The organism is Paenibacillus enshidis, from assembly GCF_042136365.1.
GTDB classification, from domain to species: Bacteria; Bacillota; Bacilli; order Paenibacillales; family Paenibacillaceae; genus Paenibacillus; species Paenibacillus enshidis.
This window is the reverse complement of record NZ_JBHHMI010000001.1, coordinates 383736-409246: the sequence shown is the minus strand read 5'-3', so window position 1 is coordinate 409246 and position 25511 is coordinate 383736. Positions and strand designations below refer to the sequence as shown.

The window sequence follows — 25511 nt, the reverse complement described above, 5'->3', positions numbered from 1 at the left end:
CCTTAAGCCGTTTTCTTGCGGTCCAGCAGGACTGCAATAGCAATAACGACACCTTTGACAACCATTTGATAGAAGGAGTTAACCCCCAGCAGGTTCAAGCCGTTGTTCAGAACACCGATGATCAGCACACCGATAAGTGTACCCACAATCCGGCCGCGTCCGCCTGACAGGCTTGTTCCGCCCAGCACGACGGCAGCGATGGCATCCAGTTCATAAGACGTTCCGGCCGTTGGCTGTGCCGAGTTCAGACGGGAGGTGAGAATCGCGCCGGCCAGTGCCGACAGCATGCCTGCCAAAGAGTAAATCATGATTTTGACACGCGACACTTTAATCCCGGAAATAATGGAGGCTTTCTCATTACCTCCGATAGCGTAAGTTTTACGGCCAAAGGCTGTTTTATGCAAAATTATCCACAGAATCAAAAAGGTAATCAGCATCGTGACGGCCGGAACAGGAATACCGAACAGGTAACCGCGTCCAAACAATTGGAACAGCAGGCTATCGCCCAGTCCTGTGATCGGGTTGCCGTCCGTATACACAAGCGTCAAACCTCTGAATACGGTCATTGTAGCCAATGTGGCAATAAAAGGAGCCATTTTGCCCTTGGTGATCATGAGGCCGTTCACCATACCCATGACACCGCCGAGCGCTACGCCGATGATGATGGACAGAAGCGGATCTACTCCGGATAGCATCATATTGGCCACAAAGGCGCTCGATAATGCAAGAATGGAGCCTACCGACAGGTCAATCCCGCCGGTCAGAATCACAAACGTCATGCCAAAGGCAATCAGCGCGTTAATGGAGACCTGGCGCAGCAGATTCAAAATGTTAAGTGGTTCCAAAAAGCTCGGATTTAATACCGAAACAATGACGATCAGAATGATCAAACCGAGCAACGGTCCCAATTTTTGTGTCAGATTCCCAAGGCGGAAGCCGCCTTTTGCCGTGTTGTTGTTCTGCAAAGTTGTCATCTCATTGCCCCCCTGTGGCCAATGTCATAATGTTTTCCTGTGTTGCCTCTTCTTTTGACAGCTCACCGGTAATGCGTCCTTCGTGCACCACCGCGATCCGGTCGCTCATGCCCAGCACCTCGGGAAGCTCAGATGAAACCATGATGATGGCGACGCCGCGGTCTGTCAGTTCATTCATCAGCTGATAAATTTCCCGTTTGGCCCCCACGTCGACGCCGCGTGTCGGCTCATCCAGGATGAGCACGCTTGGACCGATGCCGACCCACTTGGCGATAACGACCTTTTGCTGGTTACCCCCGGACAGGTTCCGGGCCGCCGTCTCCGAGGACTGGGTTTTGATTTGCAGCCGTTTGATCAGCGTATCGACAAAATCCTGCTCTTTCTTGGCGGATATGAATCCTTTGGCTGAAAAGCTGAACAGATTCGGCAAGGCCATGTTCTCACGAATCGAGAAATCCAGTACCAGCCCTTCATCCTTGCGGTCTTCCGTAATAAAACCGATTCCGTGTCTGACCGCATCGTCCGGCTTCCGGATATGAACTTTTTTGCCGCGGAGCACAATGTCCCCGCTGTCCAAACCATCGAGTCCAAAGATGGCGCGCATGATCTCGGTGCGCCCTGAGCCCATGAGGCCGGAGAAGCCGAGAATCTCGCCTGCTCTGACAGAGAAACTGACATTCTCAAACAGTCCCTTGCGGCTTGCATTGCGCACTTCCAGCACAACTTCTCCATATGAAGGGTTCCGGGCAGGATACCGTTCCGTCAACTCGCGGCCGACCATTTTACGGACGACTTCGTCAAAGCCTGTCTCCGGGATCGGCTTGGTATCCACAGTTTTGCCGTCACGCATCACGGTAATGCGGTCACAGATGGTGAAGATTTCCTCCATGCGGTGCGAGATATAGACGATGGATACTCCGTTTTTCCTGAGTGAGGTGATGACATCAAACAGCTTCTGAATCTCGCGTTCCGTAAGCGCTGCGGTCGGCTCATCCATGATGATTACCTTGGCATCCGTCATCAAAGCTTTGGCGATTTCAATCATCTGCTGCTGCCCGACAGAGCATTCTCCTGCAGGACGTTCCAGCGGAATTTGAACCGACAGCTTGGCAAATTGCTCTTGAGCGAGCGCTTTCATCTGCTTCGTATTCAGCAGCCCCAGGCTTGAGGTCAGCTCCTTGCCGATGAACAGGTTCTCAAGCACCGTCATTTCCGGCCAAACGTTCAGCTCTTGATGTATGAAGGCGATTCCCTGCTGCTCCGCTTCCTTCGGGCTGCCAAAATAGGTTTCCTTTCCGTCAAGCTCGATGGTGCCTTGATCTCTCTGATGCAAACCGATCAGAATGTTCATCAATGTCGATTTACCAGCTCCGTTTTCGCCCATCAAGGCATGGACTTCGCCTTCCTTCAGTTCAAAATCCACTCCGCTCAGCACCTGATTCGTTCCAAACGCTTTATGAATGCCTTTCATCTGAATATGCATGATGCAGCCCTCCTTTTAACCAAAATGGACACCCGCCTGTAAAATGCAATTGGCATAAGGCGTCGCTTCTCCCGTGCGGATTACCGCTTTGGCATCCCGGGTAAGCGCTTTAAATTGCTCGTGGCTTATAGAAGCATCAACGGTGTCGTTTCCGAATTTTTCAGTCATAAATTGCATAACCTCCGGATTCTCGTCCCTGATTTCTTTGGCCAGAATGATCTTTTCAATGACCATATCCTCCGCAACCAGTTCCACAACCTCCCGGAAGCCGGGAGTACCCGGCTTTAAGGCCAAATCGATTTTGGGTACACCATCAGGCACGGGCAGGCCAATATCGGAAATGACAATGATGTCCGTATGGCCAAGATCAGACAGCACCTTGGAAATATGGCTATTTAGTATCCCGTGTCTCTTCATTACAGGCTCTCCTCCACTTCACGGCGTGCCGGCATGCCACCCTGTGCCCCGAATTTGGTAACTGACAGCGATGCGGCCCGGTTGGCGAAACGTATGCTTTCCTGCAGCGGCTTGCCTTCCGCCAGAGCGACGGCAAATGCGGCGTTAAATGTGTCTCCCGCGCCTGTAGTATCTACTACTTCCACTTTGTAAGCCGGTACCAGGATCTCCTGCTCCCCGTCAAAATAGCGGACTCCCTTGCTGCCCTCCGTAATGAACAGCTTGTTGGGATATTTGCGCAACGCTTCCGCCGGAGTCAAACCCCCAAACAATACTGCGGCTTCATGCTCGTTAGGTGTGAGATAAGCGGCATTGCTAATGACCTCTTCCGGTACGTTTCTTGCCGGTGCCGGATTCAGCAGCAGCGGGGTTCCGCTCTCGGCGCAAAGGGCGCTCACATGCACAACCGTTTCCTCAGGAATTTCCTGCTGGATCAGCACAATATCGGCGCTGCGGATCGCATCGGCCGCTTTGTCCACATATACGGGCGTAACCTCGTCATTAGCTCCTTTGACGACGACAATGCTGTTGTCACCTTCCGCCAAAATGATATGAGCTGTTCCGCTTTCCATATCTGTAACCGGTTCCACATACCGTGTATTTACAGAATTGGCTTTAAAATTGTCCAAAATGGCCTTGCCAAAATGATCGTCGCCTACCCGTCCGATCATCGTAACCTCCGCTCCAAGTCTTGCCGCGGCCACGGCCTGATTGGCTCCCTTGCCGCCAGGAACGGTTTTGAAGCTTTCACCCAGGACTGTTTCTCCGGCCCCTGGGCGTTTTTGGGAGGTGACCACCAAATCCATGGAGCTGCTGCCGATTACGCAAATTTTAGCCATTCGCATTCACCTTTCTTGTCGTGCCCCGTTCGATAAACTCGACAGGCATCTGTATATTTTTTTGATCGATTGGAGCCTGTTCAATAAGCTTGATAAGCAGCCCGGCCGCTTCCCTGCCCATCTCGTACGCCGGCTGGCGGATGGTTGACAATGCCGGCGACAGCAGGCTGCTCAGGGGAATATCGTCAAAGCCGATAATCTGCAGCTCTTCGGGAACCTTTCTTCCGATCCGCAGCGCTTCATGCAGCACTGCAGTCGCCGCGATGTCATTACTGGCAATGACGCCATCGGTCTCGCTGTGCTTGCTGAACAGCTCTTCCGCCCATAATGCGGCTTCGTTAAAGGAAAAGGACGTCGTCTGTACCACATGATAATCAAGTCCGGCCTGGCGGATCATTTCAACCGCGCCCTCAAAACGGTCCTGTGCAGGTCTGATATGTACCGGACCCTGCATGACTGCGATACGTTGGCTGCCGCGCCTGATGATTTCTCTGGCAGCCAGGCGGCCGCCTTCTCTGCCGTCCGCATATACGGACGGGCTATCCAGTGGTGTTCTGTCAAGGAACACGACCGGGATTTTCAAGTTTTCATATATTGGAGAGTGAGGATAGTTCGTTGAAGAGATGACACCGACCACATTATTCTGAATAAAGGTCTGGATGTAATCCTGTTCCTTCTCTTCATCCTCATCGCTGTTTCCGAAAATCAGCCTGAAATCCTGCTCCTGCATCCGGTCCTCAACGCCGCGGGCCAGCTGTGGAAAATAAGGGTTGGCGATGTCCGGCAGCAGCAGGCCAATCAGCTTGGACTTGCGTTTATATAAGGAACGCGCCACCTCATTTGGCGAAAAGTTAAGCTGCTTGACGGCTTCCTCTACCTTCTTGCGTGTATCGGCGTGCACATAGCCTCTTTCATTAATGACCCGTGACACGGTGGCTACCGATACGCCAGCCAGAACAGCTACATCTTTAATTGTTGCCATGTTATGTTCACCTCAATGTGTAACCGGTTACAGATCTAAAATATCATATTTTTTTCTGTTTGACAATTTGTTTTTTGCTGGAAGTTGCAAATTGCGTAATACGTAATGATCTTTTATAATGAGATAGTTGTAACTAATGTAGTTATAGCTATCCGAAATAATGGAGGTTTCCTCATGATCATTGAAGTTTGGTCTGATTTTATGTGCCCTTTTTGCTTTATTGGCAAGCGGCGGCTGGAAAATGCTTTGGCACAGTTTGAGCATAAGGATCAGGTTAAGGTGCAATTCCGCAGCTTTGAGCTGGACCCTGCCGCTGCCAGGGACTCCGGACATACCATGCCTGAGGAGCTGGCGGCGAAATATGGCGTAAGCGTGCAGCAAGCCGAAGCGATGAATAAAAATCTGGAGGCTCAGGCACGGACTGTAGGCCTCAATTACAACCTCAATGCAATCGTCCCTACCAACTCGTTTGACGCGCACCGTCTGGCTCACTGGGCAGACACTCAGGGTAAGATGGCGGAGCTGAGTGAACGGTTATTCAAGGCTACGCTTGAGCAAGCCAAGCATATTGGAAACATTGAAGTGCTTGCTGATCTGGCCGGGGAAGCAGGCCTCGACCGTTCCGAGGCACTTTCCGTGCTTACAGGCGATCAATTTACAGCCGAAGTGCGCAGAGACGAAGCGCAGGCACAGCAACTCGGCATTACCGGTGTTCCCTTTTTTGTGTTAAACGGAAAGTTCGCGATCTCGGGGGCCCAGCCGGATGAAGTATTTGCCGACGCGCTGCAGCGAGCCTGGAGCGAGCGCTCTCCTTTTACGATGATGGAGGCCGAAGACAAGCCTGACGCTGCTGTATGTACAGAGGAAGGCTGTGAAATCCCGCCAGGAAACGGAAAAGAATAAGCAAATGAAGAGCGTCAGCCTACGACTACACAATAAGATCCTGGGCTGACGCTATTTTATTGAGCTATCGATTCACCATGCTTAACTTTTCAATCGCTTGTTGTTCGGTCTGCAAGAAAAAAATATCGTTTCCGCCATTGCATTCATACATGAAGTCTTTAAAGCTGCGGCTTGTATATGCCGAGATATATTCATAATCCCTCTCCTCATGGTTACAATTTAATTTTTTCAGAAATTATCACTCTTTTCAGCCTCGTTTCGCAGTATAATGAGAAGCATGCTGTGCTTTACAGCTCTAACGAACGAGACAGAAAGAAGATGACTTCCATGATTTTGTCTATTTTGCTCAATGTTGTCCTGCCTATTGTGGTGCTGATCAGCTTCGGCTGCATCATGCAGTATTCCTTCCGGCTTGATCTGTACACGCTTGCCAAAATCAATTTTTACTACATAACGCCGGCAGTCATATTTTTTAGTTTGTACCAATCGAACGTTTCGCTGGTGCTGCTTGGGGAAGTGGCCCTTTTTTATGCTATTTATGTATTCATCCTTTTCCTCATCAGCTGGACGGTGGCACGCTCGTTGAAATACTCTCCCGGCATGCGGGGAGCATTTACCAACAGCGTGATGCTGGACAACTCGGGTAATTACGGGATGCCGATCAATGAGCTAGTATTTAAAGGGGAACCAGTAGCCGCTTCCGTGCAGGCGCTCATTATGACTTTTCAAACCTTTATTACGTTCACCTACGGCACCTTCGTCGTTCAGAACGGCGCCTCCAATGCCAAAAAAATTTTGTTGAATTTTCTGAAAATGCCGGTGCCCTACGCGCTCATCCTCGGACTGCTTTTAAATGTGCTGCACACGCCGCTGCCCGCTATGCTGACCGAGCCCTTGGGATACATAAGCCGTTCCATGGTCGCCATTGCCCTTCTGACCCTTGGCGCACAGATTGTACAGTACCCGTTCCGGCTGCGCCGGACGGCTATTTATCTCAGCATGATTCTGCGGCTGCTGGCCGGTCCGGCTGTTGGCTTCGCCATCATTATGCTGCTGGGGCTGAAAGGCATCCCTGCACAGGCACTGCTGATCGCCTCCGGGATGCCCACAGGCGTAAATACGTCCATTCTGGCAGAGGAATATAAGAATGAGCCGGACTTTGCGGCACAGACGGTACTGCTTTCCACGATTGTTAACGTGCTTACGATGACAGTTCTGATTACATTAGCCAATCATTTGGGATAATACGGCTATCGCCGCCTTGCTTCCGGAGGCTGCAGCTGCTTTTTCTCATGTGCTAAAATACTGGCTGGGACTGCCTCTCCAGGGGTGAATTTTTTCCGTAAAATTCCCGCCCGTATATTCACCGATCACCTTGCGCCAAAAAGCACGCGCGGGCGCATTGTTTTTCACCTGCGTTACCTTCCAGTTCCCTCTCAGCCTGCTGAACAATTCGCGTGCGGCCCAGGAGCCAATGCCGTATCTGCGAAAAGGGCGCATGACAAAAAATTCGGCCATATAATAATCCCCTTCGAGCTTGTCATCAAGCCTGTCCACCAGGGCAAAGCCGGCCGGCTTGCCCTTATGCCACATAATAAAGGCCATTTTGCGATCCCCGCTTGTCCAGTATTGGTCCAGATCCGGATACTCGGGAAACCTGCCGTCAACTGAAAGGTCAATCTCGATAAACTCGGTGAAATCATACAGATAAAACTGCATAAGCCGCATCATGATCGGCCGCTGCTCCCAACTTGCCAGCTTTAACATCGTTTTCATTCGATCACCTTCCACGCTTCTGCTGAACTCCTTCCTGTTCAGTCATCGGTATTGCCGCAGTTCCGCCCGCCGCCGGTTACTTTTTGTGTTAAAATATTCATGAACCACGAAATCAGAGGTGCAGACGATGAACATTCAAAAAGGAATCGACCGGGTCAAGCTGGACGAAAAGCTGCCGGCTATGCCATGGTATGTGCAGAAATTTATTGATTACAAGCTGCCTGATCTGTCCCCCTCCACCCTGCTGGAGTATATCAGGGATTATGAGATCTTCTTTTCCTGGCTGCGGGCGGAGGGACTCTCCGCGGCTGGCACGAACAGCGGTGTGACCCTGGAGGAGCTGGAAAAGCTGCATATGGACAGTATTACCGGATTTCGTCTTTTTTTAACAACAAAAAGGGATGGGGCCAACTCCAGAATTACCGTATCCCGCAAGCTGTCGTCCTTGCGCTCCTTATTCCATTACCTCAGCCAGATCGCGGAGGACGAAAACTTTTATCCCCTGCTGAAGCGCAATATTATGGCCAAGGTCGAAATCAAGCGTATACATAAGCCAAAGGATACAGCCGCCAAGCTCAAGGGTAAAATTCTTGAAGACGACGAGCTGCTTGAATTTATCGCCTATATTCACGAAGGCTATGGCCATGATGTGGAAAATAACAAGCAGGCGCTATATGCCTATGAACAGAACAAGGAGCGCGACGCATGCATCGCCAGCCTCATTCTCAATTCGGGGCTGCGTGTATCCGAGGTGATCAACCTGAATCTGGATGATCTGGACCTGGCCAACAGGCTCCTGTATGTCTATCGCAAAGGAAACAATGATGAAACTTTTAAAGCTCCCGTCTACTTCAGGGAACAGGCCAAAGATGAGCTAGCCTTGTATCTGTCCATCCGGCAGCAGCGATACCGTGTGACCAAACGGGAGAAGGCCTTGTTCGTGACCCTGCCGAATGGGAGCAATGAAGGAAAACGGATGACCAAACGGGCCATACAGGCGATGATTATCAAATATGCCAAAAGGTACGGCAAACCGTCGTTAACCGTTCATAAGCTGCGGCATTCCTTTGCAACAGACTATTATTTGCAAAATGATATTTACAAGACTAAGGAGCAGCTTGGCCACGCCTCCACAGAAACGACAGAGGTATACGCCCATCTTACCGATAAAACGATGTCTGAAGCGATTGAACGCCGTGCGGATTCCTAGGCTCAGCCTTGGATCTGTTCTTCAATCCAGCGTGCGGCGTGCTCCACTTCCTCCGTGCTATACACCATCAAGCCCGCAATCTGCTGCTGCACCTGTTCCTTCATGCCCGGCCAGCAGACGGCACCCGCCACACACGGCAGCCTATCGAGCAGCCCGGTGTCCCCGGCTTCCTTGATCATGACCAGCTTCGGGAAAGGTGCCTCCTTGAAGCCCTCGATCAAAATACAATCATAGGCGTCAAAACGTCCGATCAGCTCATACAGCCCGGCGGCTCTTTCCTCCAGAACCGCCGTACGGCTGGCTGAAACGATGGCGATGCTCTCCGCTCCCGCCTCGCGGTGCTTGTATGTATCTGTCCCTGGATGGTCCATTTCAAAGCCGTGCGCATCATGCTTAATGACGGCCACCCGATGCCCTCCGGCTTTGAGAATGCTCAAAATTGAAGTGAGCAAGGTTGTTTTCCCCGTATTTTTATACCCGACAATCTGACAAATAAACGGCAGCTTCCCTTTACGATCGAGCTTCATGACCCTCCTCCTTCCAGCTTGATTATCTCTATCTTGTCTCCTGTTCTCAGCTGACCCGTTCCGGGAGGAATGACAATAAGGCAGTCACTGTCTTTGATCGAAATCATGACGCTGGATTCGTCAACCGCCGCAGGTACGGCATAAATTCTACCATCCCGGATTTCGGTCCGCGCCCGCACAAACCTCGTAAAATTGTTCACCCGGTGATAGTCCGCGCCCAGCAGAACCTCCCAGCGCGGGAGGAATGGCTGCTGCGCACCCAGCATCGTTCTGATCACGGGTCTGACCAACAGCTCACAGCCGACAAAGCATGCGCCCGGATTGCCTGACAGGGCAAAGAGGAGACCCTCATCGATGACCGCTGCCGTCGTGACACTACCAGGCCGCATCGTTATTTTATTGAACAGCAAATTAACGCCTTCCTGTCTGACCAGATCACCCATAATGTCATAGTCCCCAACGGAAACCCCGCCGCTCGTCACCACATAATCAAAACCCGAGAGCGCATCCAACACTGTTCTGCGGGCTGCCTCCACATCATCCTGTACGGAATCCAGAATATAAGGCTCGCCTCCCGCTTCCCGAATTTGCACAGCCAGCATAAAGCTGTTGCTGTTGCGGATCCGTCCCGGCTGCAAGGGCTCGTCCACGGCCAGCAGCTCCGATCCTGTTGAAATGACGGCTACCCGCGGCTTGCGAACAACGGGTACGCTGTGGATGCCAAACGAGGCCAGCACGGAAATTTCACCAGCTCCAAGCTGCCTCCCCTGTTCCAGCAGCAGTTGGCCCTCCTTTAGTTCGTAGCCGACAGGAGTGACATTATTCCCCGGCTCCACCTTTTTCTTCAGTCCGACGTATACATCGCCTCTTTCCTCGCGTTGTCTCGTCGCCTCAAGCATGACAACGGCATCCGCTCCTTCGGGAACCTGAGCCCCCGTCATGATTCTGGCAGCCAGTCCGGAGGCAATGATGTGGTCAGATACCTGTCCACAGGGGATTTCATCTACAACACGCAGCCATACGATTTCATCCTCCGCGCAGTTCTTCGTATCCGCACTTACAACCGCATATCCGTCCATACCCGAACGGCGAAAGTGCGGAAACGGATGCGGCGCATGCAGCGACTCGGCCAGAAAGCGGCCATGCGCTTCCGACAGCAGCACAAACTCGGCTGCCCCCGGTTTGCCATACTGCATTACTCGCTTCTGTGCTTCTTCAACAGAGATAGCACGCCGTTTAAATTTTTCGTTGGAATAGTCATCACTATGCTTCATAAACCCACCCTTTTCATCAACGCTTATACGCTCTCCAGCTCTCTTTCTCTACGTCTGCCTTTAAAACCCATGCCGCTTCACCACTCATACAAAAATTTTGGCTTTCTGTGAGATTCACACCACCTTCCCTTTCCGATTTAGAAAAGCTTTTTCTTCTTCCATGGACTTCATGAAATACTTCGCTAATCCCAAATAATCGTCCGTTCTCAGATAAGAATAATATTCAGCCCTGTCCTCCACCTTAACAACTACTGGGGGAAGGTTGTTTTGTAGCAGGAGATAATTCACTAAAGCCCTTCCCGTTCTGCCGTTTCCGTCTTCATATGGATGAATCTTCTCGTAAGTAAGATGGAACCAAGCTACCGCTTCAACAATATCCTCTTCTGTCTTTGAATATATGAATTTTGCATTCATCAAATCATCCAAGGCATATAGAATTTCAGTTGAAACGTTCTCTGGCTTAGTAGTTAATCTGCCTCCAACCATATTCTGAGTCCGTTTAAACCTACCTGAATTATCGTCTATGTTAAACATAGTCAACTGGTGTACCTCATGCATAACAGAAATAGTCAACTCTGCTGTGCAATGATTCAAGATGTAATTCCAGACAGAAGACAGATTTGTTAGCTCATAAAGTTCTCTTGTAGTCACAGCTCTTTTAAAAGCTGGTACAAATCCATCTACCAAAAGAACCTGCGTTTCATCTATGCTAATGCTATTTCCCTCGATGGCTGCTGAGTTGTACACAGACCTTACGAGTATACTTTGCAGATACTCATGGTCTCCACGGATAATCCTTACAATGTCCTTTTCTCCGAAGCTGGACATAGATTTCATATTCACACCGCCTTTCCTATTTTATTTCAACTTTGAGTCACACTTCGAGTGAAGTTTCAAAGTAACCTCCCCAGAAGTCTGACTCAAAATCTGATTAACTAACTCGATTATATCAGGTATGTATCGTGCTTGAAATCTAAAAAAGGAAATCCCGGCTGAATGATCGGGATTTCCTTATCTTAAAATTCCAGAAAGTATAAACTTCCTGGTATAGGCTTCCTGGAATCGCAAGAAAAACTACTGCTAAACGCGGTCTGTCTTCTGTGAATTACGTCGATAGACGTTTTTCTTATCGTCGCCCTCGCCTGCTGATTTTGCCGGAGCCGATACGTGTCTTGGGCTTGGTGATGGATTTGCGCGGAGAATCAAAGATGCTGCCGCCCTTATTCCGATTAATCGAGCCTCTGCTTGGCGAGCTTTGACCACCGCGGTCAAATATGCTTCCGCCGCTGCCTACGGCAGATCCTGTGCCGCCACGGCGGATAACCGATCCGCTGCGGTCAACCGTAATGGGCGGAATTGCTTTTTTCTCGCTGGTTGTAGGCTTGTGGTATTGGCCCCCAGCAGGCGGCTTGTAGACATCCCGGCTGGTATAACCTCTGTATGAGCCCCCTCGTACGGTATCAAAAAGGTCGTTCAGCAGACTGGCGACCAGATATCCCTGCAGAAAGCTTGAGCTGTAATTCTGCTGCACATACTGTTTTGTATCCACTTCAATCAGCGTATCCGAAGACTTCTTGGGGTCCTGCTGCAAATGGTACCATTCATCCGAATATACGAGAAACATGCGCTCCGTACTTTCAGGCGACATTTGATCCGGAGTACGGCTGTTGGCCAGCTCCTGTGCCACCTCCGGCACCGTTTTGCCGGCTGCCCGATATACGTACGAGGTAGCATTGCCGCTGCCGCTTACCGATTCAAGCGGATACGTATCCTTGACCGACGGTGCACCACACCCGCTCAGCACGGACATAAAAAGGCATAAAGCCAAAATGATTTTTAAATTCCTCTGCCAGGCAGCGCGTGTATTCATAGGTATCCTCTCCTAGCTTGCCCGGATGACCTTCACGTCTCCCGGAATGGCTTGTTCTCCTTCATACAGCATAAAACGCCCGTCCTGCCACTCAATGCGCAGCATACGGTTGTTGTCCGCCTGATACTGCCATACATGCTGTTCGCCGCTGTTCGGGAAGGGGGTCCTGCCCACGGCGGATACCGTGCCTCCGAACTGCTCCTCAAGGTGATAGTCCAGCCCGTCCAGTTCCATGACGGTCGGCAGTTCGTCCGGGGTATCCGGACGCCCGTCAATGGGCTGATACATTACAAACTTCAGCATTTCCCGTTCTTCAATATATAAATAATCAATATGGCTTCCATCCTGCAGCGTCAGCATGACCGCATTCCGGGCACGGTTATGTACCCTTCCGGCCACCTCATAGGTGGTAAGCGACACCTCGCATATGTCGCCCGGCATCAGCTCAAGCATGCTTCTCTCCCGCTTAGGGGGCTCCGGCTTGGCAAACAGGTTGGAAATTCGTTTCCACATGCCCATCGCTATGTTCCCGCCTTTCTTTTGTTAAAAGCAAGCTGTAATAATGAATGCACCGACCAGGTGCAGTGTACCGGAAAAAAGACCATAGCCCAGCTTGCCCTGCTGTGTTCCTTCATCAAGGTCAAAGTGTGCCCATCGGCGCAGCAAAACGCGGACCACCGCTTCCATGATCAGCAGAATGACAAATGCCACCACGGAATACAGAAGCGCAGTGCCAAGACTGTAAGCAGTTGCGATCGAGCCTGACAAAATATACCCCTGCGCGATCAGCTTCAAAATCATTCGTGACGTCACAGCCATATTTCCGTTCTTGACCTCTTCAAAATCTTTGTATTTCGTGAACAGCGAGTCAACAAACATCAATACAAACAAAAGTACCGCACCGGCCACCGTCCAAACGAACATAGCCGTCAAGGTTTGCAGATCCATCAGCTTCATCCTCCAACATTGTCCTGGTTTGCAGTGAAAAGCGAAGGGAAACGTCACATTGGTCCCCCTTCGCTTCCTTATAAAGACGCCGCAGCGTCTTTAGTGGTTCAGCATTATTTATTTTCGTACTGCTTTAATAATGCGGCCAGTTCGTCGTCCACCGCGCCCTTCTTCTCAAGCTCCTTGAATTCATCGTCCAGTGATTTGCCTTTGTTAGACATCTCGTTGCTGGCTTCGGCTCTAGCCTCCATCTGCAGCATCTTCTCTTCCATTCTTCTCATACCCGCTGCTGCGGAGTCGGAGCTGAAGCCACTCATCGCATTATTGATTTCCGTTTGCGCTTTAGCGGCGTTGTAGCGCGCAATCAATGTGTCACGCTTGTTCTTCATCTCCGTAAGCTGTTTGCGCATTTCCTCCAGCTTGCCGCGGAGATTGTCTGCGGAAGCTTTGTTCTGATCATAGCTTGCTTTGTACTCGCTCATTTTGGCTTCGGCCGCTTTTTTCTCCTCAAGCGCCCGCCGCGCAAGCTCTACATTTTGGGCTTTGGCGGCAGTGTGCGCCTGTTCATCGCGTTTTTTCACCAACGCTTCCTGTTCTTCATAAAGCTGCTTGAATCTCTTCTCGATGGCGATTTGAGTTGCCACCGCTTTCTCTGCATCTTCAAGATCCTCCTGCATATCGCGAATATATTGTTCCGTCATTTTGATCGGATCTTCCGCCTTATCGATGATTGCATTGATATTGGACATGGTAAGATCGCGAAGCCGTTTGAAAAGAGACATTGGGATTTCCTCCTTAAATTTTTAGCTGTTAAAAACTCATTATGCTTACATTTACGTAGACAAATACTCCAGGTTTCATTTTCACGAATCCTTATGTCACTTATTTTATATCATCCTGCTCCATCCGGGCAAATCCCGCTTGAAACTGGCAGGAATAAATATTATCCAATTGGAGAAGGATACTATAATCCGACGAATCTACCGAGAGAGGATGCAATCCATGTTCCGTTCTTTTTTGCTGCCCAGCATACTGATCGTACTGCATATGGCCTTCGGCCATTCGCCTTCTTCTTCTCCGCCGCAGATGCTTAAAGCCGCCACGGACACAGTCGTCATCACAGCAGCAGACGAGAACAAGCTGAGCAGACTGCGTAAAAAATACGCCGATACGTTCAAAATGCAGGGCCCGCGCACAAGGCAAATCGCCCTCACCTTTGACGATGCCCCGGATCCGAGGTTTACTCCTTATATTCTGGACGCTTTAAAGCAGAATCATATCAAGGCCACCTTTTTTGTTGTCGGTGATAAAGCGGAAAAATACCCTGAGCTCGTAAAACGCATGGTGAGAGAGGGACATATTGTGGGAAATCATTCCTTTAATCACCCCAATTTCAATAAAATTTCGCTCAGACAATTTCAGCGGCAGACTATCAAAACCGGACTTGCTATACAAAAAAGCACCGGCTATAAGCCGCTTCTGATTAGACCGCCCTATGGTGAAATCACAGAATCCCAGCTGCGCTGGGCCCGCCGCAGCGGATACACCGTCGTCAACTGGAATGTCGACTCCCTGGACTGGAAAGGGATTGATAAGGAGCAAATCCGCCGCAATGTGCTAACGACCACCGGGCCAGGCTCGATTATACTGATGCATGCAGGAGGAGGTACGACCTCCAACCTGACAGGAACGATAGAATCCCTGCCCTCGCTCATCCACACATTGCAGCAAAAAGGCTACATTTTTGTTACCGTTCCACAGCAGCTCGATATTCAGGCTCATAAATGAGCATGGCAATGTGTATTTGAAACCAAAGAACCTTCCAGCCTATTGAAAGGATAGAAGGTTCTTTCATTCATGTCTATTCAATGACATACAATTTAACATTTTGATAGCCGAACTTGCTGACAAGGGACTTGCTTCCAGGGATAAAAATATCGATTCTATTACCTTTGATCGCGCCGCCCTTATCGCTGGCTGTTGCCACAAAGGCGTGATCCGGCAGCCCCGAATGGGAGTAACCTGTAACCAGCACCTTGGTGCCCAGCGGAATGACGTCTGGGTCCACCGCAATGGTGCCCAGCTTTAACGAATTGCCAAAATAATCGACAGCCCCCCACTTGCCGTGCTCATCGGCCACTGCTGAATAGGCTGAGGCTTTGACATTGATTTCTTTGGAATAAGTAAAGGTTTTGCCCCAAGCGGTTACTTCGTTGGCCGACTTTTGCGCCACAGCGTTCGGATCTTGGTTCAGGGTAGCCGCTTTAACCAATCCCCCGTTTACTCCGCTGCCAGGGAGCTTGATCTGTCTGCCAACATAGATGTTATTCGCCTCAATATCCGGATTCTCCTTCATCAATGCCTGGAGGTTGACATCGTATTGCCTGGCAATCTTGAAATACGTGTCCCCCTCCTTCGCCGTATAAACCGCCTCCGCATGGACCGGCACCGTATTCACGACCAGGCCGATTCCTGCCGCAATAAAGGCCGCTTTGAATAATTTCTTCCATTTTATCATTGTATGTACCTCCCAGGATGAATTCACGCAGAATCATTTTCAGAAAATTTACCGGATTTCGTCTTCCGTACTTTGCTTGTTCAGGTTACTACCTTCTGCATATTATCACAACTTTGTAACCTTTTCTTTATGGAAATGTTACCATTTACGGACCGTGATACAAAATTTCGGAGCTGACCACTTGCCCCGGCAGCTCCGCTTTCTTCTATCCAACACTACAGCCCCAAGTTCTCATCACCATCATCCGGCTTGTCGACCGCTGCCACAAAGGCGCTCTTGGCCAGGTAACCCTTGAGGCTGTAGTAAATCTCCATATAAGCTTCTGCCGATACATTCCAACTGTAGTCTCCCTTGAATGCGGACTGCACGATCTGCTGCCAATGCTCCGGCTGACGAAAAAAGGACATGGCCCTGCGAATCGTATGCATCATATCATGCGCATTGTAATGCTCAAAGCTGAAACCGTTCCCTTCCCCTGTAAGCTCGTTATAAGCATGAACTGTATCCTTCAAACCGCCTGTTTCGCGGACGATCGGGATGCTTCCGTAACGAAGCGCCAGTAACTGGCTGATGCCACACGGTTCAAAACGTGATGGCATCAGATACATATCGCTGGCCGCATAGATTTTGCGGGAAAGCTCCTCGCTGAAACGGATCTGGGCGGACATTTTCAGCGGATAACGCCCGGCTGCTTCGCTGAACCAGCGCTCATAAGATGGATCTCCGGTACCAAGAACGACGAACTGGAAATCGTCGTAATACATCATCTCATCCAGCACCCGGGTGACCAGATCCAACCCCTTCATGCTGACCAGCCGGGTTACCATTGCGATCAGCGGAACATTCGGGCGTACGGGCAGGCCGAGCTCCTGCTGCAGCCCGATTTTATTGTCCCGTTTCTTGCCCGAACTGCTGCGGTACTTGACATAAATAAGCGGATCGATCGACGGATTATAGCTTTTTACGTCTATCCCGTTAACAATACCGCTCAAGCGCCCTTCATCCCCCAATTTGCGCAGCAAACCGTCCAGACCGTATCCGTAATATTCCGTCTGAATCTCCGCGGCATAGGTCGGGCTAACTGTCGTCACGTGATCGGAATATACAAGGCCTGCCTTCATAAAGTTCACCCTGCCGTAATGCTCCACACCATCGACATGAAAGTGGCTGCTGTCCAGGCCGAGCAGATCTGTTAGAACTTCATAAGGGAAATCCCCTTGGTACAGCAGATTATGTATGGTGAACACCGTTTTGATCCCGTGATAAAATTTGTGGTGGCTGTATTGGTCACGCAGCAGCAAAGGAATCATCGCCGTATGCCAGTCATGACAGTGCAGAATATCCGGCTTGAAGCCCAGCTCTGGAAGTACTTCCAATACGGCCCTATTCAGGAAGGAAAAACGCTCGCCATCATCCATATATCCATAAATGCCTTCTCTGGAAAAATAGTATTCATTGTCCACAAAATAGAACTTGATCCCATCCAGCGTCAGCTGCTCGATACCGCAATATTGATTCCGCCAGCCTATCTGCACGTGTTTCACACCGACAGACTTCATACTTTTCTTGTACTGCTCCGGAATGCCGGCATATTTGGGCAAAATGACGCGGACATCGTTGCCTGCCCTCACGAGTGCCTTCGGCAGAGCTCCCAGGACGTCAGCCAGTCCTCCGGTTTTGATAAAAGGATGCACTTCAGCGGCGGCAAATAAAATATTCATTGCGGTTTCCTCCTTCTCGGTTTGGTAGCTGTTTTTTTCTCTTTCACGGAACTTTCCGCGACAGCAGTCTGCGGCGCTGCGGCAGTCCGGCGCGCAGTTATCTTTTTCAGTATAACCATGCCAAGCGGCGGAAGTGTCAATTCGAGGCTTTGCTTCTGTCCATGCCAGGGCACCTTGACCGTGCGCAGCACTTCCGTATGGACTAAGCCGCTTCCCCCGAATTCTTCCTGATCACTATTAAAAATTTCCATATAGCTGCCCGGTCGTTCCACTCCAATCCGGTAATTCATTCGCTGCACCGGCTGAAAATTGATCAGAACGATCAAGCCATTTCCTTTTCTGCCCTTGCGCACAAAGCTAATGACACTCTGTGCATCATCCTCCGGACTGATCCATTGATAACCCTCCCACGTATGATCCTGCTCCCAGAGCGCTTTTTCCCGCAGATACAAATGATTCAGGGCAGCGGTATACCTGTGCAGCTTGCGGTGGCTGTCATAATCGAGCAGAAACCAGTCCAGCGCTTCCTCATCCTTCCACTCTATAAACTGGCCAAATTCCCCGCCCATAAAAAGCAGCTTTTTGCCCGGTGATGTCATTTGGTAGCCGAGCAGCGCTCTTAATCCGGCAAATTTCTGCTCATAGCTGCCTGGCATTTTATCCAGTAAAGATTTTTTGCCATGTACAACCTCATCATGCGATAAAGGGAGCGTAAAATTTTCGGAGTATGCATAATATATAGGAAATGTCAGCAGATTATGCTGCCGGGGCCGTTCGGAAAAGTCTGTCTCCATGTACTTGAGCGTGTCGTTCATCCAGCCCATATTCCATTTATAGTTAAATCCCAGTCCCCCTTCATTCGTCATCCGGGTAATTCCCGGCCAGGCACTCGATTCCTCGGCCATCATCAGAGCATAGGGATAATCGTTGAATATCGTCTCGTTCAGTTGCTGTAACAAAGAAATCGCTTCCTCATTCTCGATCCCCCCCTTGGCGTTGCGGTTGAAGCTGCCCTCTTCCTTTTCAAAGTCCAATCGCAGCATACTTGTCACCGCATCGACCCGCAGACCATCAATGTGATACACATCCATCCAGAAAAGCGCGTTGGAAATCAGGAAAGAGCGGACTTCCGGTTTGCCGAAGTCAAAGGTAAGCGTCCCCCATCCCGGCTTCTCGGCCGTTAGAGGATCGGCATACTCGAAAAGAGGTGATCCATCGAACATACGAAGTCCATGCGCATCCTTGGCAAAATGAGCCGGAACCCAGTCCAGAATGACACCAATTCCGGCTTGATGGCATTGATCCACAAAATACATGAAATCCTGTGGGCATCCGTATCTGCTTGTCAGCGCAAAATAACCTGTCAGTTGATATCCCCAGGAAAGATCATAAGGATGTTCGCTTAGGGGCATAATTTCAATATGTGTATACCCCATTTCCTGAATATAAGGTACCAGCAAATCTGCGATTTCCCTGTATGTATAGAAGCTTCCGTCTTCTTTCTGCCGCCATGTGCCCAGGTGAATTTCGTAGATGTTTATCGGCCTGTTGTATGGCTCCCGCTTTTTGCGGCGCCATGTCGAGTCTGACCATTTATACCCGTTCAGGCTGCCTACGATGGAAGCCGTAGCGGGTCTCAGTTCAGCCCGGACTGCGAAGGGATCAGCTTTAAGGAATCGCGTGCCATCAGGACCTGTAATGTCATATTTGTAAAAAGTTCCTTCCGTGATCCCCGCAAAAAAGCGGCTCCACAATCCTGATTCGGGTATCTTATATAAGGAATGGGTTTGGCCGCTCCAATGATTCATGTCCGCCGCAAGCCCTACATGCAGTGCATTCGGTGCCCATACAGTGAAACGGACACCTTTTTCGCCGTTTTCTTCCGTGAGGTGCGAGCCCATGAAACGATAGGCGTTATAATGGGTTCCTTCATGGAATAGATAAATGTCCTGACTCGAAACCGCACCAGTTGCCCGTAAAACGGCCGAATTATGGATGGGTTGAGCTTGCTCTCTCAAATGATCACCTGCTTTACATAGTTAAACTTTACTTAACTTATTACCCCATTGTTCCCAGTTTGAAAAGGAATTTTGCGGCTGCTTATATTATTTGCATGATTTCCATTCATTCACAGCCCTGGATCGTTTCAAGAGTGTCTGTTTTCGTTTATGTATGTACTACATTGACAAAATTCGGGAGGGAATCGAGATGTACAATAAAGAATGCATTGCCATGTTGCTCGCTGGCGGAGAAGGACGCCGCTTGGCACCGCTGACTTCAATCATAGCCAAACCCGCCGTTCCATTCGGCGGCAGTTACCGGATTATCGATTTTCCTCTCAGCAATTGCGTAAACTCTGGAATCGATACGGTCGGTGTCTTGACTCAGTACGAAGCAGAGTCGCTTCACCAGCATATCGGCGAAGGTGAACCATGGGGATTAAACAGTACGACGGATAAAGGGATTACGCTGCTTCCTTCATATAATACAGGCATTTCCGAATATTTAGGAACAGCTGATGCCATTTATAAAAATCTGGAGTATATCGATCAGCAAAATCCGGAGCATGTACTGATTCTTTCTGGCGATCATATTTATTATATGGATTATCGTGAAATGCTGGAAGCTCATAAAACGAAAAAAGCAGCAGCCACCATTTCCGTGATGGAGGTGCCTTGGGAGGAGGCTAGCCGCTTCGGCGTTCTGAGCACAGATGAGCATAAGCATGTCACCCGTTTTGACGAGAAACCGGAGCAGCCGGAAAGCAACCTTGCTTCCATGGGCATTTATGTGTTCAAATGGAGCTACCTTAAACAGCTTTTAATCGCGGATGCAGCGGACGACAGCTCTAGTCATGATTTTGGCAAGGACATCATTCCCAAAATGATTACCGATAGGGAGCCAGTATGTGCCTATGAATTTCAGGGCTACTGGAAGGACGTGGGTACGGTGCAAAGCCTGTGGGATTCCCATATGGACTTGTTGACGGCAGAATGTGAAATTGATTTAAACCGCCAGGACTGGCCGATGTTTACCCGTGAATGGCGGCCAAAGCTCAGCGCACGCAGCAATTCACTGCCGCAGCTGAACAACTGCCTGGTGCATGAAAGCTGCAATATGGAAGGAACCGCGGACGGGTCCGTTGTGTTCTGCGGTGTAGAGGTTGGCAAATCGACCCGAATTGTAGACAGCGTCGTCATGCCAAATGTGAAAATCGGCCGCAACGTCGTCATTGAGCGCGCCATTATCGGGGAAGGTGCCGTCATCAAAGATGGCGCCGTCATTAAGGGATCCGCCAACGAAATTGTAGTCATCGGTCCGTATGAAACGGTTCTCGGCAAGCCTGCCGTTCGACCTCAGGCCGCCCGTTTGCTGAAGGATGCTTACGAGAAAAATGCCCGTCTGCGTGCAGAAGGCCTTTCTTCCTAATATGATAATGGGATGTGCAAAGTTTGGCAACTTTGTACATCCCATTTTTTCATGACAAGGAGATTTTCTCAGGATCGGACACTCTTCTCTCCTCCCACTCGCTGCGCAGAATCCCCATTTCAAAAAGGCTCCAATACTGATCGCCAATCCGGGCGCATTCCCTCATCAAGCCTTCCTGCTTAAAACCTGCGCGTTCATACGTACGGATAGCCGATTCATTAAAATCAAAAACGCCCAAGGTCATACGATGCAGCTGCAGCACGTCAAAGCCAATGCGAAGCGCTTCATGGATCATGCGGCCTCCGCAACCTTTCCCTCTATATTCCGGGTTCCCGATCACGACCTTGCCGATGCGGCCCGACAGATTGCGTCTGTCCAGCGCGATGGACAGCGTGCCAATGATGTCCCCGGACAAAGCATGCAGTACTTTGTACACGAGTTTTCCGCCGGCGGCAGGATCGTTTGCATTCTCCATGTACTGGCTCAGTGCATCCAATTGCAACGGATGATCCCACAAAGCGCCGGCCCACTGCAGCTGAAACTCGGGGGTACTGGCCCACTGCTGCATGAGCGGTAAATCTTTGTCCAGCATGTACACGAACCGGATATCCCTGTCGCTATGCTGCTGCGGCTGCTTTTCATAAAGAGTGACAAAACGTCCGCCCATATCCGAGATGCCCATGAAACGGTAGCCTTGTTTTTGATACACGATGTTCAGCTTCGGATTGTCCGCGGTGCAGTCGAGCCGGAGCCCCCTCTTCCCCAGTTTTTCCACAAGGTTTTCTGCCGTGCGCAGCAAATGTTCTCCAATGCCTGCCCCGCTGTAGCGCCGGCGGACGGTAAGCCGGTGGAGATAGCCGAAGCTGCTGTCATTCCGCTCCTTCCAATAAGCAGGGTCTTCATCCTGCATTGTAAACATGCCGGCAGGCTCGTCGTTGATGTAGGCGACAAACACCTTTCTATCCGCAAAATATTCGGCGACAAGCTGCTCGGTAAACAGGGAGCGGTCCCATTGTTTGATTTGTTGCTCTGACAGCCAGCCCGCCGCTTCCTGCAGCAGAGCCGTGACGATGCCGGTTTGCGGCAGGGCCGCTTCCGTGATTTTTAATAAGCCCAGATTGGTAGATACAGTGTCTATGACTTTGGCATCATTCATTTATGAGCCCCCGCTTTCGTTTCAGCTTCAACAAAATCAGACGGAACGCCCGGTTCTTCCAGAGCGGGAAGCTTCACCGTAACGGTGGTTCCTTGCCCAAGCACACTGTCCATCAGCATTTCTCCCCCGTGCCGTTCGACAAATTGCTGGGAAATGGTAAGCCCCAAGCCTGTTCCCCCATTCTGATGATCCACCTGGAAGAAACGATCCCGTACTTTTTGCAAATTCTCCTCACTTATTCCAATTCCCGTATCCTGAACAGACACGGCTATTTGCTGGTCCGCTTTTCTTAAGCTAATGAAAATATAGGAGTTCTCACTTGAAAACTTGATTGCATTGTCAACAATATTGAGAAATACCTGCTTGAGCCGGTTACCGTCCCCATGAACCAGATAGGGCTGCTCTTCAGCATCCAGATTGAGCTTGATCTTCTTCATCTCCGCTTTGGCCCACACATTCAGCATAATCTCCTGCAACAGTTCCCGCAGATCGACGGTTCCCATCACCAGCTTCATCTCATTGCTCTGCAACTTGGAGAAATCGAGGATTTCTTCCACAAGCCCGATCAGTCTGTCCGTCTCTTTGGAAATAATTTGCATCCCGATTTTTGTCTCCTCCGGATCATAGCCCCCTGAGTTCAGCGTCTCACTCCAGCCCTTGATGCTGGTCAAGGGGGTGCGCAGCTCATGGGAAATGGAAGAAATGAAATCATCCTTCACCTGGTTCGTATGCACAACCTCTTGGGCCATATAGTTCAGGGTGGCTGCAAGCTCGCCAAGCTCATGCGGGTGGTTCCCCCTGATACGGACATCAAATTTCCCTTCAGCCATCTGGGCCGACACTTCGGTGATTTCATTAAGCGGCCTCACAATGGAGTTTGCCAGACCGATGCTGAAAATAAGGACGATCGTCAACACCGCCGCTCCTACACTGATGGACAGCAGCGTAATATAAAAGAGTCGATCGTTTACTACATCAAGCGAGGTTACGTAACGAAGGATATAAATATTATCCCCGCCAATGCCTGACAGCTTTTTGGATATAGCCATCACCTGCTGGCCGGTTTCCGGTTGTTTGCCTACCCACCGTCCATTGCCTCCGGCCAAGGCCTGGGCAACGTCACTGGTTTGGATTTTCCGGTCTGATTCAAAGCCGGTGGAATTGATAATAACATTTCCTTGCTCATCAAGCACTTCCAGAAGCGTTCTTTCTATTTTGAAATTGTTGATCAAATTCGCGTTCAGCGATTGTCCCGGCATGCGCAGAGGCTGAGAGAGATCGGCCACGTAATCGGCATGCAGTTCAATGTGCCGATAGATGGTATCATAATAATAGGATCTGATCGCAAATAAGAAAATGATCTCCACCAGCAGCAGAGCCAGAAATACCACAAAAAAGTAATGCAGGACAATCTGCCTGCGGATCCCTTTCTTAATCATTGACCCTGACCCTTCCATTTATATCCGTGGCCCCATACTGTCTGCAAATAGGCGGGCTCTGACGGATTAGTCTCGATCTTCTGGCGAAGGCGCCGGATATTCACGTCTACAATTTTCGGATCCCCCATATATTCCTTGCCCCAGACGTGATCAAGCAATACATCCCTGCTGAGCGGCGTGTTTTCTTTTTCCAGAAAAAACTGGATCAGCGAAAATTCGGTCGGTGTCAGTTCGATCGCCTGACCGTTCTTTTTGAACTGCTTGGAAATCAGATCGAGTGTAAACGGTCCGGAATGGAATGACACCTTGGCAGCCGTCTCGCGGTGCACATTGACCCTTCTTAACAGCGAATGGATGCGGGCGATCAGCTCCGTGGGGCTGAACGGCTTACTAACATGGTCGTCTGCACCTACGGACAGAGCGTATACCTTATCCTGCTCCTGAACCTTCGCTGTCAGAAAAATAATACCGAGCCGTTCATTGGTTTCACGGACCCTGCGGCATACTTCAAAGCCGTCGATGCCAGGCACCATCACGTCCAGCAGCGCGATATCAATATCCGGGACCGAATTCAGCAAATGGAGAGCCTCATGTCCATCTCCTGCTTCCAATACTTCAAATCCGTTGCGCTTCAAATTAATAACAATAAAACTGCGAATGGATTCTTCATCCTCAAGAATCAAAACTTTACTCACTGCTCTCCTCCCTTTCCACCGCTGTATTTAACATATTTCCCATTTTGCGTTTAAATGCTCCCGACTCTTTGATGCCAACCACCTGACCGCTTGTACGCACCAGTTCCTCCCAGCCGCTGCTGACATTATCCCATTGTGAGAGCGGGAAAAACTTGATTTCCGCAAGCACCTCATCATTTTCAATCCTTACGAAGCGCAGATAACGTTTTTTATCCGAGTTGCGGTTAATCGTCACTTTGCCGTGCAAATCCTTCGGGATATTCAGAATAAAGAGGTTCTGGTTGTCCCGATACTGCTGCAGCTTGAAAATCGTGCCCTGCTCACCGTCCCACTGGTAAAAGGAGACAAAGAAAGGCACCTCGGTCGGATCGGCATTCTCCCAGCCTGCCGGCCTTTCAAGCAGTCCGAATTCGAGAATTCCGTCGTTGTCCACATCTTCACTCAAAATAACCGCATCCCTGTACGTGTGGTCCACAAGATCGAGCCGCTGCATTCGGCCACCCTTCATGATAATAATATTGGACACCGAAGCAGACTGGGTGATCATCGTATCGATAATCAGGCCGGTCGTGTTCTCCGCCACCTGACCAGCTGCCACGTTGTACACACCGGATATCTGGCTCTCCATATCAAGCCGTCCGATTTCCCGGAAGCCGTTATTATACTGATAAGTTGTGACCGTAAAATACTCATTGCGCAAAAAAGATATAATGGTAATATCCGTTAACTTGTCGCCATTCATATCCATCGGTTTTTGCCTGCTATCGTCCACCACAAAATGGGAATACGGCATCTGCCAGACGACCTCCAATGTGCCTCCGGTATAGGAGTATACGATCAGGGTGTTCTCGGAATCCTCTTCCCCGCGCGAGAAACCGGCCACAATATCCAGTGTTCCATCATTCGTCACATCCACGAGCTTGAACGATTCCAGCACAAGACCCGCTCCGTTAAACGTCAGCTTCTTTACCCATGTGCCGCCCTGATTCTCCAGCAGCATACCGTGAATGCGCACATTTTCATCCTCTGGAGTCTCGTAGAATAAAACGGCTTCCTGTATCCCGTCGTTATTTAAATCCCCCACTCGAATCGAGCTGGTATCCTCCGGATCACGCGGACTGACAATTTGATTCCCGGCCAGCTGTGAGGTAATCACACTATGCAGCTTCTGGTTTCCGTCTGACATCATCGGCTCTCTCATCAAGGAAACCGGGTCTGTTTCGTTGCCAATGCCGCAGCCGGCCAGCAGAAACACCGCAACCAGCAGAAGCCCCGCGAAGCCCAGAGCGCGCAGTCTTGTTAACATGCATT

Annotated in this window: 25 protein-coding genes and 1 pseudogene; 5 read left to right on the top strand and 21 right to left on the bottom strand. The window is 50.1% G+C overall.

Translation table 11 applies throughout. The annotated features are described in order from the left end of the window. Positions 1 to 2: 2 nt before the first annotated feature. Genes rbsC through ACE41H_RS01740 form a run of 5 tightly spaced genes read right to left on the bottom strand, consistent with a single transcriptional unit; the run spans position 3 to position 4734 of the window. Positions 3 to 974 carry a ribose ABC transporter permease RbsC gene (gene rbsC, locus ACE41H_RS01760; RefSeq protein WP_375352877.1) on the bottom strand — a complete coding sequence of 324 codons (972 nt, stop codon included), beginning with the start codon at positions 972 to 974 and terminating at the stop codon, positions 3 to 5. Position 975: 1 nt separating this feature from the next. Next, on the bottom strand, positions 976 to 2457 hold the full coding sequence (locus ACE41H_RS01755; RefSeq protein WP_375352875.1) for a sugar ABC transporter ATP-binding protein: 1482 nt from the start codon (positions 2455 to 2457) through the stop codon (positions 976 to 978). Between the two features lie 15 nt (positions 2458 to 2472). After that, positions 2473 to 2874 carry a D-ribose pyranase gene (rbsD, locus tag ACE41H_RS01750; protein ID WP_375352873.1) on the bottom strand — a complete coding sequence of 134 codons (402 nt, stop codon included), beginning with the start codon at positions 2872 to 2874 and terminating at the stop codon, positions 2473 to 2475. Next, entirely contained in the window at positions 2874 to 3752 is an 879-nt protein-coding gene (gene rbsK / locus ACE41H_RS01745; protein WP_375352872.1) for a ribokinase, read from the bottom strand. Before rbsK ends, rbsD begins: the two co-directional genes overlap by 1 nt. Further along, a complete protein-coding gene (locus tag ACE41H_RS01740; protein ID WP_375352871.1) occupies positions 3745 to 4734 on the bottom strand; it encodes a LacI family DNA-binding transcriptional regulator in 990 nt (329 codons plus the stop codon). The genes rbsK and ACE41H_RS01740 overlap by 8 nt, the downstream gene beginning before the upstream one ends. A 174-nt stretch (positions 4735 to 4908) precedes the next feature. On the opposite strand from ACE41H_RS01740, the gene ACE41H_RS01735 reads away from it, so the two are divergent. Continuing rightward, a complete protein-coding gene (locus tag ACE41H_RS01735) occupies positions 4909 to 5637 on the top strand; it encodes a DsbA family oxidoreductase (RefSeq protein WP_375352869.1) in 729 nt (242 codons plus the stop codon). A gap of 64 nt (positions 5638 to 5701) precedes the next feature. On the opposite strand, the pseudogene ACE41H_RS01730 reads toward ACE41H_RS01735, so the two are convergent. After that, positions 5702 to 5821: pseudogene (locus ACE41H_RS01730) on the bottom strand (DUF4180 domain-containing protein); the annotation flags it as partial. A 143-nt stretch (positions 5822 to 5964) separates the two neighbouring features. On the opposite strand from ACE41H_RS01730, the gene ACE41H_RS01725 reads away from it, so the two are divergent. Continuing rightward, positions 5965 to 6882, top strand: coding sequence for an AEC family transporter (locus ACE41H_RS01725; RefSeq protein ID WP_375352868.1), 918 nt, complete (start codon positions 5965 to 5967; stop codon positions 6880 to 6882). A 45-nt stretch (positions 6883 to 6927) separates the two neighbouring features. On the opposite strand, the gene ACE41H_RS01720 is transcribed toward ACE41H_RS01725, so the two are convergent. Then, on the bottom strand, positions 6928 to 7413 hold the full coding sequence (locus ACE41H_RS01720) for a GNAT family N-acetyltransferase (protein WP_375352867.1): 486 nt from the start codon (positions 7411 to 7413) through the stop codon (positions 6928 to 6930). Between the two features lie 127 nt (positions 7414 to 7540). Here ACE41H_RS01720 and xerS point away from each other — a divergent pair, with 127 nt between their 5' ends. Further along, a complete protein-coding gene (xerS, locus tag ACE41H_RS01715) occupies positions 7541 to 8623 on the top strand; it encodes a tyrosine recombinase XerS (RefSeq protein ID WP_375352865.1) in 1083 nt (360 codons plus the stop codon). Positions 8624 to 8625: 2 nt separating this feature from the next. Here xerS and mobB read toward each other — a convergent pair whose 3' ends face one another. From mobB to ACE41H_RS01680, 7 genes are all read right to left on the bottom strand, one after another. Next, positions 8626 to 9150 (bottom strand): molybdopterin-guanine dinucleotide biosynthesis protein B, encoded by a 525-nt coding sequence (gene mobB / locus ACE41H_RS01710; protein WP_375352864.1) that lies wholly within the window; start codon positions 9148 to 9150, stop codon positions 8626 to 8628. Next, positions 9147 to 10424, bottom strand: coding sequence for a molybdopterin molybdotransferase MoeA (locus ACE41H_RS01705; RefSeq protein WP_375352862.1), 1278 nt, complete (start codon positions 10422 to 10424; stop codon positions 9147 to 9149). Before ACE41H_RS01705 ends, mobB begins: the two co-directional genes overlap by 4 nt. 114 nt (positions 10425 to 10538) lie before the next feature. Continuing rightward, positions 10539 to 11261: a Fic family protein gene (locus ACE41H_RS01700; protein ID WP_375352860.1), complete on the bottom strand. Its 723-nt coding sequence runs from the start codon at positions 11259 to 11261 to the stop codon at positions 10539 to 10541. A 289-nt stretch (positions 11262 to 11550) separates the two neighbouring features. Further along, complete coding sequence (locus tag ACE41H_RS01695) at positions 11551 to 12294, bottom strand: DUF4247 domain-containing protein (protein WP_375352859.1); 744 nt, start codon at positions 12292 to 12294, stop codon at positions 11551 to 11553. A 12-nt stretch (positions 12295 to 12306) separates the two neighbouring features. Further along, on the bottom strand, positions 12307 to 12813 hold the full coding sequence (locus tag ACE41H_RS01690) for a DUF4178 domain-containing protein (RefSeq protein ID WP_375352857.1): 507 nt from the start codon (positions 12811 to 12813) through the stop codon (positions 12307 to 12309). 24 nt (positions 12814 to 12837) lie between these two features. Then, on the bottom strand, positions 12838 to 13242 hold the full coding sequence (locus tag ACE41H_RS01685) for a DUF350 domain-containing protein (protein ID WP_375352855.1): 405 nt from the start codon (positions 13240 to 13242) through the stop codon (positions 12838 to 12840). Between the two features lie 113 nt (positions 13243 to 13355). Next, on the bottom strand, positions 13356 to 14024 hold the full coding sequence (locus ACE41H_RS01680) for a PspA/IM30 family protein (RefSeq protein ID WP_375352854.1): 669 nt from the start codon (positions 14022 to 14024) through the stop codon (positions 13356 to 13358). A gap of 220 nt (positions 14025 to 14244) precedes the next feature. On the opposite strand from ACE41H_RS01680, the gene ACE41H_RS01675 reads away from it, so the two are divergent. After that, positions 14245 to 15030 (top strand): polysaccharide deacetylase family protein, encoded by a 786-nt coding sequence (locus ACE41H_RS01675; RefSeq protein ID WP_375352853.1) that lies wholly within the window; start codon positions 14245 to 14247, stop codon positions 15028 to 15030. Between the two features lie 73 nt (positions 15031 to 15103). Here the strand turns inward: ACE41H_RS01675 and ACE41H_RS01670 are convergent, their stop codons facing one another. The 3 genes from ACE41H_RS01670 to glgB all read right to left on the bottom strand — a co-directional run bounded on the left by ACE41H_RS01670 (position 15104) and on the right by glgB (position 19499). Continuing rightward, entirely contained in the window at positions 15104 to 15760 is a 657-nt protein-coding gene (locus ACE41H_RS01670; RefSeq protein ID WP_375352852.1) for a 3D domain-containing protein, read from the bottom strand. A gap of 215 nt (positions 15761 to 15975) precedes the next feature. Beyond that, positions 15976 to 17481: a glycogen synthase GlgA gene (gene glgA / locus ACE41H_RS01665; protein ID WP_375352851.1), complete on the bottom strand. Its 1506-nt coding sequence runs from the start codon at positions 17479 to 17481 to the stop codon at positions 15976 to 15978. Then, positions 17478 to 19499: a 1,4-alpha-glucan branching protein GlgB gene (gene glgB, locus ACE41H_RS01660; RefSeq protein ID WP_375352849.1), complete on the bottom strand. Its 2022-nt coding sequence runs from the start codon at positions 19497 to 19499 to the stop codon at positions 17478 to 17480. The genes glgA and glgB overlap by 4 nt, the downstream gene beginning before the upstream one ends. Positions 19500 to 19689: 190 nt before the next feature. On the opposite strand from glgB, the gene ACE41H_RS01655 reads away from it, so the two are divergent. Continuing rightward, positions 19690 to 20910: a glucose-1-phosphate adenylyltransferase gene (locus tag ACE41H_RS01655; RefSeq protein WP_375352848.1), complete on the top strand. Its 1221-nt coding sequence runs from the start codon at positions 19690 to 19692 to the stop codon at positions 20908 to 20910. Between the two features lie 49 nt (positions 20911 to 20959). Here the strand turns inward: ACE41H_RS01655 and ACE41H_RS01650 are convergent, their stop codons facing one another. The 4 genes from ACE41H_RS01650 to ACE41H_RS01635 are packed head-to-tail and all read right to left on the bottom strand — an operon-like array spanning position 20960 to position 25506. Further along, positions 20960 to 22066, bottom strand: a complete 1107-nt coding sequence (locus ACE41H_RS01650; RefSeq protein WP_375352846.1) for a GNAT family N-acetyltransferase — start codon at positions 22064 to 22066, stop codon at positions 20960 to 20962. Further along, positions 22063 to 23505, bottom strand: a complete 1443-nt coding sequence (locus tag ACE41H_RS01645) for a sensor histidine kinase (RefSeq protein WP_375352844.1) — start codon at positions 23503 to 23505, stop codon at positions 22063 to 22065. The genes ACE41H_RS01650 and ACE41H_RS01645 overlap by 4 nt, the downstream gene beginning before the upstream one ends. Continuing rightward, entirely contained in the window at positions 23502 to 24200 is a 699-nt protein-coding gene (locus ACE41H_RS01640; protein ID WP_375352843.1) for a response regulator transcription factor, read from the bottom strand. The genes ACE41H_RS01645 and ACE41H_RS01640 overlap by 4 nt, the downstream gene beginning before the upstream one ends. Further along, a complete protein-coding gene (locus ACE41H_RS01635) occupies positions 24193 to 25506 on the bottom strand; it encodes a hypothetical protein (RefSeq protein ID WP_375352842.1) in 1314 nt (437 codons plus the stop codon). The genes ACE41H_RS01640 and ACE41H_RS01635 overlap by 8 nt, the downstream gene beginning before the upstream one ends. Between the last annotated feature and the right edge of the window lie 5 nt (positions 25507 to 25511).

Bases quoted from the DNA above. Each gene is read 5' to 3' on its own strand.
- rbsC (WP_375352877.1), bottom strand. From the start codon at position 974: ATGACAACTTTGCAGAACAACAACACGGCAAAAGGCGGCTTCCGCCTT.
- ACE41H_RS01755 (WP_375352875.1), bottom strand. From the start codon at position 2,457: ATGCATATTCAGATGAAAGGCATTCATAAAGCGTTTGGAACGAATCAG.
- rbsD (WP_375352873.1), bottom strand. From the start codon at position 2,874: ATGAAGAGACACGGGATACTAAATAGCCATATTTCCAAGGTGCTGTCT.
- rbsK (WP_375352872.1), bottom strand. From the start codon at position 3,752: ATGGCTAAAATTTGCGTAATCGGCAGCAGCTCCATGGATTTGGTGGTC.
- ACE41H_RS01740 (WP_375352871.1), bottom strand. From the start codon at position 4,734: ATGGCAACAATTAAAGATGTAGCTGTTCTGGCTGGCGTATCGGTAGCC.
- ACE41H_RS01735 (WP_375352869.1), top strand. From the start codon at position 4,909: ATGATCATTGAAGTTTGGTCTGATTTTATGTGCCCTTTTTGCTTTATT.
- ACE41H_RS01725 (WP_375352868.1), top strand. From the start codon at position 5,965: ATGATTTTGTCTATTTTGCTCAATGTTGTCCTGCCTATTGTGGTGCTG.
- ACE41H_RS01720 (WP_375352867.1), bottom strand. From the start codon at position 7,413: ATGAAAACGATGTTAAAGCTGGCAAGTTGGGAGCAGCGGCCGATCATG.
- xerS (WP_375352865.1), top strand. From the start codon at position 7,541: ATGAACATTCAAAAAGGAATCGACCGGGTCAAGCTGGACGAAAAGCTG.
- mobB (WP_375352864.1), bottom strand. From the start codon at position 9,150: ATGAAGCTCGATCGTAAAGGGAAGCTGCCGTTTATTTGTCAGATTGTC.
- ACE41H_RS01705 (WP_375352862.1), bottom strand. From the start codon at position 10,424: ATGAAGCATAGTGATGACTATTCCAACGAAAAATTTAAACGGCGTGCT.
- ACE41H_RS01700 (WP_375352860.1), bottom strand. From the start codon at position 11,261: ATGAAATCTATGTCCAGCTTCGGAGAAAAGGACATTGTAAGGATTATC.
- ACE41H_RS01695 (WP_375352859.1), bottom strand. From the start codon at position 12,294: ATGAATACACGCGCTGCCTGGCAGAGGAATTTAAAAATCATTTTGGCT.
- ACE41H_RS01690 (WP_375352857.1), bottom strand. From the start codon at position 12,813: ATGGGCATGTGGAAACGAATTTCCAACCTGTTTGCCAAGCCGGAGCCC.
- ACE41H_RS01685 (WP_375352855.1), bottom strand. From the start codon at position 13,242: ATGGATCTGCAAACCTTGACGGCTATGTTCGTTTGGACGGTGGCCGGT.
- ACE41H_RS01680 (WP_375352854.1), bottom strand. From the start codon at position 14,024: ATGTCTCTTTTCAAACGGCTTCGCGATCTTACCATGTCCAATATCAAT.
- ACE41H_RS01675 (WP_375352853.1), top strand. From the start codon at position 14,245: ATGTTCCGTTCTTTTTTGCTGCCCAGCATACTGATCGTACTGCATATG.
- ACE41H_RS01670 (WP_375352852.1), bottom strand. From the start codon at position 15,760: ATGATAAAATGGAAGAAATTATTCAAAGCGGCCTTTATTGCGGCAGGA.
- glgA (WP_375352851.1), bottom strand. From the start codon at position 17,481: ATGAATATTTTATTTGCCGCCGCTGAAGTGCATCCTTTTATCAAAACC.
- ACE41H_RS01655 (WP_375352848.1), top strand. From the start codon at position 19,690: ATGTACAATAAAGAATGCATTGCCATGTTGCTCGCTGGCGGAGAAGGA.
- ACE41H_RS01650 (WP_375352846.1), bottom strand. From the start codon at position 22,066: ATGAATGATGCCAAAGTCATAGACACTGTATCTACCAATCTGGGCTTA.
- ACE41H_RS01645 (WP_375352844.1), bottom strand. From the start codon at position 23,505: ATGATTAAGAAAGGGATCCGCAGGCAGATTGTCCTGCATTACTTTTTT.
- ACE41H_RS01635 (WP_375352842.1), bottom strand. From the start codon at position 25,506: ATGTTAACAAGACTGCGCGCTCTGGGCTTCGCGGGGCTTCTGCTGGTT.